Raw genomic sequence first — 8,199 nt, 5'->3', positions numbered from 1 at the left:
TAGCATCCTTGACAGGAATCTCGCACATGATGTTTTATCAACAAGCGGCTGATGAAAGAAAATGCCCCGGAAAAAATCCAGGGCAAATATTTCAATTATTTTGGGACATTTTCAAAAATGGTTGACAGGGATTTTACTTGATTTTTATCTGAATTTGACGATTTGCCGTATGCTTTTTATATCTTTTGATTCCTGTACGTAGTATATATAAGAAGAAGTCCGATCAGAATCCCGGATGCATCCAGAATGACATCTGAGATCTGTCCGCTTCTCCCCGGTACATACAACTGATGAAACTCATCGCTCGCTGCATAGATGGTTCCGGTTACAAAAGCATACAGACCCATCTTCTTTTCTGCAATCTCTGAGATGGAAAGCCACAGCAGAATCCCCAGGATTGCATACTCTGATGCATGTGCACATTTGCGGACCGGATAATCAATCCGCTCCGCAAATACATCCTGCCGTTCTTTTGGCCATTCCTGAAATTCACTGATACATATCTCGCCGATCATCCGCCCGACGGATCGGCTTATCTGAGTTGACTCTTCTGCCGGGTTGGCGGAAAAGGAAAATATAACCGCCATCCACAAAAAGGTCAGAAGAGGAAATATCATTTTTTTCAATATCTACAGATCTCCAAACAAATCATTTTGATATACACCATCCGCAATCAGTTTTGCAAATGATTCTACTACCACCGGCTTGTCCTCTTTATAAGTAACGCCAAACCAGCGGTCCTGTGTCTGAAGGACTTTGACAGACATCTTGCCCTTCTGAAGCAGCCGATCAATGTAGGTCGGAAGAAGGTATTCTGCTTTCAGTTCCCTCTCCTCGTCTCCCCTGATCTCATGGAAGAAATCAACGAATCCTTCTTCCAGCAGATCCACAAACTCGGAAGTCAGTCCCCACATATTCATGGATACAAAAGAGTTGGTATCTATTGGCGTTTCTCCTGCTTTCGCTCCATGTTCCGTTTTTACAATATTATATGTTTCAACCACATCCGTCAGATAACCTTTTTTATCAACCGTACACACTCCTCTGGTTACACTTCCGTTTTCACTGAGCGTATTTCCCAGAATAAATCCCGCCATGCACAGATTGGACGCCCTCGCCGGTGTATAACCGGCCAGAAAATCATGTATCTTAACAAATGCTTCTTTTCCGTAATAATCATCTGCATTGATCACGGCAAAAGGCTCCTGTATAATCCCCTTACAGGCCAGGACTGCCTGTCCCGTCCCCCAGGGCTTCGTCCTTCCTTTTGGTCGCGTAATTCCCTTTGGAAGATCATCCAGATCCTGATAAGCATACTGTATCTCTACATTTAATCCGCTGCATATCTTCTCGATCCGATCGCCAATCGCTTCTTTAAATGCTTCTTCTATATCTTTTCGGATAATAAAGATAATCTTATTGAATCCCGCCTCAATTGCATCATGAATCGAATAATCCATGATAATCTCTCCATTTGGTCCAACGGACTCCAACTGCTTAATACCGCCGCCAAATCGCGAACCAATCCCGGCCGCCATAATCACTAATGCTATATCCATCTGTTTCTCCTTATCTTTTCATACATCAGTCCGTATTACAAACCAAGCACATCCGCAATTGCTCCCATTTCTTCAAGGGCAACATCGATCAGATCATCCAGGCTAAGTCCTGTATACTCAATTGCCTCCATATAATCTCTGTTTGCTCCTGCCGCAAAACGCATCTCGTTAAATCTCTTCATGACAGATTTGTGCTTTACACTGGCAATCTTTTTATCCGGATAAATCTGTGCAACTGCTTTCACAAATCCGCTCATCGGATCTGCTGCGAGTAATGCATATTGAATATTCGTCTTTGCTTTTACTCCGCTCTTTGGATTGTGTGCACAGATAGCATCGAAAAGCACCTTATCTTCAATTCCTTCTTTTTTCAGTATCTCCACGGAAGTAGGTCCGTGAACACTCAGATCATGTTGCCAGTCACACTGTTCTTCATCCAGATCATGCAGAAGTCCGGCAATCCCCCAATATTCAACTTTATCCGGAGCAAGCCTTTTTGCAAGCCCTTTCATAATCGCCTCAACAGCATAAGAATGAGTAATATAATTCTCTCCCTTCATATATTTCATTAAAATATCATGTGCTTCTTCTCTGTTCATTTTTCTTCCTCCCTGTTGTATACCGTATCAATGCATTTACAGTTATTGTAACACAGAATTATGTTTCTGTGAAGTTTTCCATCTGCTGCAGTTTGCATCCGTATTTTTCCGGAATTGATTTTCTTCTGCATCTTCGGTATAATTTTAAACAACTTGTCTGAATATGTACATTTTACAGGCATCCATATACCATACATACTGAGAGGATTTTTACCATGAACTTATCACCGCAAATGTTTTTAATTGTATGCCCTCTGGTTTTTCTCGCCGGTCTCGTTGACGCTATCGGCGGCGGAGGCGGGCTTATCTCACTTCCCGCCTATCTGATCGCGGGACTTCCTCCCCACACGGCAGTTGCTACTAACAAGCTTTCTTCTGCATTCGGGACAACACTGGCAACTTTACGGTTTGCACGAAACCGTCTGATTAACATAAAATTAGCAATTCCTTCAGTGATTGTTGCGATTGCCGGATCTTCCATCGGCTCTCATTTTTCTTTGATGGTTCCTTCAGATATCATGACCTGCATATTGATCGCTGTCCTGCCGCTGTCTGCATTTTTTGTTTTGAGCAAAAAGTTTTTCAACGATCATGGCTCAGACACTGTGATTCTGAACCGTCGCACCTATCTTACCGCTGCAATTGCTGCCTTTGTGATCGGTTGTTACGATGGCTTCTACGGGCCGGGGACCGGAACCTTCCTGATCATTGCTTTTACTGTTTTTGCAAAACTCAGCATCCGGACAGCTAATGCCCAGGCAAAGGTAATCAACCTGACAACAAACAGCACCTCTCTGGCAGTCTTCCTGATCAATGGTCAGGTTTTCATTCCCCTTGGCCTCGCGGCCGCTGCCTGTAATATGCTAGGCGGCTATCTCGGCGCTGGACTTGTCATGAAAAATGGTTCCAAAATCGTTAGACCCAGTATCATACTGGTACTGATTCTTCTTGGCTTCAAATTTGCAGGCGTCTATTAAGTCTGACATAAAAGAACGGATGCAAAAAAGGCATCGAAGCAGTTTTCACTGTTTCGATGCCCTTTTCATCTCTTCCTATTCTTCTGGTACTACGATCAGGTCTTTTGTAAAGTCATTCAGCACTTCACATCCGTCTTCTGTAATAATTACAAGGTCCTCAATACGAACACCGATGCCTTCCTCTGCGATATAGATACCCGGTTCTACAGAGAAGCACTGTCCAACCTGAATAATATCTGTATTTACAGATGATACATCACCGAACTCATGATCTTCAAGTCCGATAGAATGTCCGGTTCTGTGTGTAAAGTACTGTCCATACCCCTTTTCTTCGATGTAGTTTCTTGCCGCAAGGTCAACATCACACATTCTGTTACCCGGTTTTGCAGCTTCGATACCACGTCTGTTAGCCTCTACTACGATATCATAGATCTCTCTTGCGCGGTCAGATACTTCTCCGATAAATACGGTTCTTGTCATATCTGATGCGTAATTGTCTTTGAATGCTCCGATATCAAGGATTACACAGTCACCGCGTTTTCCCTTGGAATCATCTGTTACATGATGTGGATCTGCAGCACCTTTTGCATATGCTGTGATCGGATCAAATGATACATCCTCACATCCAAGATCTTTGTAGATTTCACGGATCTTTGCGTTCAGTTCTCTCTCTGTCAGTCCCTTTACAACCCATGGAATCAGTCTTTCCATAGCGATGTCATTCAGTCTGGAAGATTCTCTCATCAGTTCCTGTTCTTTTTCATCTTTTACCATACGGATGTAGTCAATGATAGGAGATCCGTTCACGAACTTGCTTCCGCCGCCCAGTTCCTGCAGACGAATCAAAAATCTTGCCGGCCATGTCTTATCAATACCCATGACCTTGTCTTTTTCTACGTATCTGCTTAAGATCTCTACGCCGTCTTCGATGTCATCATACCATACAAGATCTACACCAAGATCTTTTTCCTGCGGAAACAGTTTGTTGATAATCAGTTTGTGATTACCGTTTACATTCAGGTACAATGCAAGAAGTCTCTCTCCCGGAATAATCCACTTTCCTGTAAGATAGAAGATTGCAACCGGATCAGATACGATCATCTGTGGAATTCCGTGCTCCTCCATAGATTTTAATACTCTTGATACTTTTCCTTGGTCCATTATTGTCCCCAACCTTTCTTTGTCAAATATTACGATTCAGCAATCAGTCATTACCGATTTCTGCTGAATCCAATTATAGACTCTTGCACCAAAAAAGTCAATTACTCTACGTGTTTTACCTCCAAATTGTATACTATGAATAATCTATAATCTTTAATTTAAAATCCATCACAAAAGGATTGTCGCAAATTTTGCAACAATCCTTAATAACTGTTCCTATTCTTCTATAGTAACTTCTTCTGTATCCTCTTCCAGACCAATGTTATCATTCAGATCCATATCTTCATCCATTTCAATCGTTTCATCAAAGTCAAAATCTTCATCCAGAACAAGTTCATCATCCATAGACATTTCTGTATTCAGCTTGATATCACGATATTTTCTCATACCTGTACCAGCCGGAATGTGTTTACCGATAATTACGTTCTCCTTTAATCCGATCAATGGATCGACTTTGCCCTTAATCGCAGCTTCCGTAAGAACTTTCGTAGTCTCCTGGAAGGATGCAGCTGACAGGAATGAATTGGTTGCAAGAGATGCTTTTGTAATACCAAGGATGATCTGCTCACCGGTAGCAGGCTCTTTTCCTTCTTTTACAAGTGCCTCATTGACATCTTCAAATTCCAGTCTGTCCACATTGGTTCCCGGAAGGAATTCGCTGTCTCCAGCCTCTTCAACACGAATCTTCTTCAGCATCTGGCGTACGATCACTTCGATATGCTTGTCATTGATCTCAACACCCTGCAGACGATATACTCTCTGTACTTCCTGGATCATGTAATCCTGAACTGCACGAAGTCCTTTGATTCTTAAGATATCATGCGGATTGACACTACCTTCTGTCAGTTCATCACCAGCTTCCAGTTCTGCACCGTCCAGAACTTTGATTCTGGAACCGTACGGAATCAGATATGCCTTGGATTCACCGGTCTCACGATTGGTCACGATGATCTCACGTTTCTTCTTTGTGTCATTGATATTGGCTGTTCCCGCAAACTCTGTGATAATTGCAAGTCCCTTTGGCTTTCTTGCCTCAAAAAGCTCTTCGACACGAGGAAGACCCTGTGTAATATCGTCACCGGCAACACCACCGGTGTGGAACGTACGCATGGTCAGCTGTGTACCAGGTTCACCGATAGACTGAGCTGCGATGATTCCGACAGCCTCACCAACCTGTACCGGCTCACCGGTTGCCATGTTGGCGCCATAGCATTTTGCACATACACCATTATGAGATCTGCAGGTCAGAATGGTACGGATCTTAATCTTCTTAAGCGGATTACCATTTTCGTCTACTCCGTTATTCACGATCATTTCTGCGCGTTTCGGAGTTACCATATGGTTTGCCTTTACAAGAATATTTCCGTCTTTATCCACAATGTTTTCGCAGAGATAACGTCCTGTGATACGATCCTGCAGGCTTTCAATCACTTCATTTCCATCCATGAATGCTTTTACATACATTCCCGGAATCTCTGCACCCTTCTCCACACAGTCTACCTCATGAATGATCAGTTCCTGAGATACATCTACCAGACGTCTGGTCAGGTATCCGGAATCGGCTGTACGAAGAGCGGTATCTGACAGACCCTTACGAGCTCCATGCGCAGACATGAAGTATTCCAGTACGTCCAGACCTTCACGGAAGTTTGACTTGATCGGCAACTCGATCGTACGACCGGTTGTATCAGCCATCAGACCACGCATACCAGCCAGCTGTTTGATCTGTTTATCAGAACCACGGGCACCGGAGTCAGCCATCATGAAGATGTTGTTATATTTATCAAGACCGCCAAGCAGCGCTTCTGTCAGAGCGTCATCCGTTGCCTTCCATGTCTCTACAACTTCCTTATAACGTTCTTCCTCTGTGATCAGACCACGCTTGTAGTTCTTTGTAATCTTATCAACGGTATCCTGTGCCTGCTGAATCATCTCAGGCTTCTGCGGAGGAACCGTCATATCGGAGATAGATACGGTCATGGCTGCTCTTGTAGAGAACTTATAACCAATTGCCTTTACCGCATCCAGTACTTCTGCTGTTGCAGTAGAACCATGTGTATTGATAACTTTTTCCAGAATCTTCTTCAGCTGTTTCTTTCCTACATGGAAGTCAATCTCAAGAAGAAGTTCATTGCCTTCCACATCACGGTTTACAAATCCAAGATCCTGCGGAATGATCTCGTTAAAGATAAATCTTCCGACGGTAGACTCGATGGTTCCTGTCTTAACCGTTCCGTCCGGCATTGTCTTGGATACACGCACTTTCACACGAGAGTGCAGTGTAACTGCCCCATTTTCATAAGCCAGAATTGCTTCATTAATACTCTTAAATGCTTTTCCTTCTCCTACTGCTCCCGGACGTTCCTGTGTCAGATAGTAGATACCAAGTACCATATCCTGTGAAGGAACGGCAACCGGACCACCGTCAGACGGTTTCAGCAGGTTGTTTGGTGACAGAAGCAGGAATCGGCATTCAGCCTGTGCCTCTACTGACAGTGGAAGATGTACCGCCATCTGGTCACCGTCAAAGTCCGCATTAAACGCGGTACATACCAGCGGATGCAGCTTAATCGCCTTACCTTCTACCAGAATTGGTTCAAATGCCTGAATACCAAGTCTGTGCAGTGTAGGTGCACGATTCAACATAACCGGATGTTCTTTGATTACTTCTTCCAGAACATCCCACACTTCCGGCTGAAGTCTTTCTACCATTTTTTTCGCATTTTTTATATTATGCGCGGTTCCGTTCTGAACCAGTTCCTTCATAACAAATGGCTTAAACAGCTCAATTGCCATCTCTTTCGGAAGACCGCACTGATAGATCTTAAGTTCCGGTCCAACGACGATAACGGAACGACCGGAATAGTCAACACGCTTACCCAGCAGATTCTGACGGAACCGTCCGGACTTACCTTTCAGCATGTCAGAAAGAGACTTAAGTGCACGGTTACCAGGTCCGGTTACCGGACGACCGCGACGTCCATTATCAATCAGAGCATCCACTGCTTCCTGCAGCATTCTCTTTTCATTTCTTACGATAATGTCTGGTGCGCCTAATTCCAGAAGGCGTTTCAGACGGTTATTTCTATTGATAATTCTTCTGTACAGATCGTTCAGGTCAGACGTTGCAAAACGTCCTCCATCCAGCTGTACCATAGGACGAAGATCCGGTGGAATAACAGGAATATTCGTCATGATCATCCATTCCGGCTTATTTCCGGACTCACGGAACGCCTCTACAACTTCCAGACGTTTTACGATTCTTGCACGCTTCTGTCCGGTAGCGCCCTTAAGGCCTTCTGTCAATTCTTCGTATTCCTTATCCAGGTCGATGGCTTCCAGAAGTTCTTTGATGGATTCTGCACCCATTCCCACACGGAACGCGCTTCCCCATTTTTCTCTCGCCTCCTGATACTCGGCCTCAGACAGCACCTGTTTGTACATCAGGTCTGTCTCTCCCTTATCAAGAACAATGTAAGAAGCAAAATACAATACTTTTTCCAGTGTTCTCGGTGACAGATCAAGAATCAGACCCATGCGGCTCGGGATTCCCTTAAAATACCAGATGTGAGACACCGGAGCGGCAAGGGCAATATGCCCCATACGCTCACGCCGCACACTTGCTTTCGTTACTTCAACGCCACAACGGTCACAGACCACGCCTTTGTAACGGATCTTCTTATACTTGCCACAATGGCATTCCCAGTCCTTGCTTGGTCCGAAGATTCGTTCACAGAACAGACCGTCTTTCTCCGGCTTCAAGGTTCTATAGTTAATGGTCTCAGGCTTGGTTACTTCGCCTCTGGACCACTCCAGAATCTTTTCAGGTGATGCCAACCCGATTTTGATCGCATCAAAAGTCATTGGCTGGTATGTTTGTTCCTTATTGTTTTCCGGCATACG

General features: G+C 44.2%; 6 protein-coding genes. 1 reads left to right on the top strand and 5 read right to left on the bottom strand.

The features are described 5' to 3' along the window. Positions 1-176: 176 nt before the first annotated feature. Genes JQM82_RS06035 through JQM82_RS06025 form a run of 3 tightly spaced genes read right to left on the bottom strand, consistent with a single transcriptional unit; the run spans position 177 to position 2,158 of the window. On the bottom strand, positions 177-617 hold the full coding sequence (locus JQM82_RS06035) for a VanZ family protein (protein ID WP_235249157.1): 441 nt from the start codon (positions 615-617) through the stop codon (positions 177-179). Between the two features lie 12 nt (positions 618-629). Beyond that, complete coding sequence (locus tag JQM82_RS06030; protein WP_235249155.1) at positions 630-1,559, bottom strand: nucleotidyltransferase family protein; 930 nt, start codon at positions 1,557-1,559, stop codon at positions 630-632. Positions 1,560-1,594: 35 nt separating this feature from the next. Beyond that, on the bottom strand, positions 1,595-2,158 hold the full coding sequence (locus JQM82_RS06025; RefSeq protein ID WP_235249154.1) for an HD domain-containing protein: 564 nt from the start codon (positions 2,156-2,158) through the stop codon (positions 1,595-1,597). Positions 2,159-2,373: 215 nt separating this feature from the next. Between JQM82_RS06025 and JQM82_RS06020 the strand changes: the two genes are divergently transcribed. Beyond that, on the top strand, positions 2,374-3,135 hold the full coding sequence (locus JQM82_RS06020; protein WP_235249153.1) for a sulfite exporter TauE/SafE family protein: 762 nt from the start codon (positions 2,374-2,376) through the stop codon (positions 3,133-3,135). A gap of 75 nt (positions 3,136-3,210) precedes the next feature. On the opposite strand, the gene JQM82_RS06015 is transcribed toward JQM82_RS06020, so the two are convergent. Next, positions 3,211-4,296, bottom strand: a complete 1,086-nt coding sequence (locus tag JQM82_RS06015; RefSeq protein ID WP_235249152.1) for a M24 family metallopeptidase — start codon at positions 4,294-4,296, stop codon at positions 3,211-3,213. A 216-nt stretch (positions 4,297-4,512) separates the two neighbouring features. Then, complete coding sequence (rpoC, locus tag JQM82_RS06010) at positions 4,513-8,196, bottom strand: DNA-directed RNA polymerase subunit beta' (protein ID WP_235249150.1); 3,684 nt, start codon at positions 8,194-8,196, stop codon at positions 4,513-4,515. Positions 8,197-8,199 lie beyond the last annotated feature (3 nt).

It is taken from the genome of Faecalicatena contorta, assembly GCF_021531995.1.
GTDB lineage: Bacteria > Bacillota > Clostridia > Lachnospirales > Lachnospiraceae > Dorea_A > Dorea_A contorta_A.
This window is presented reverse-complemented; position numbering and strand designations above follow the sequence as displayed.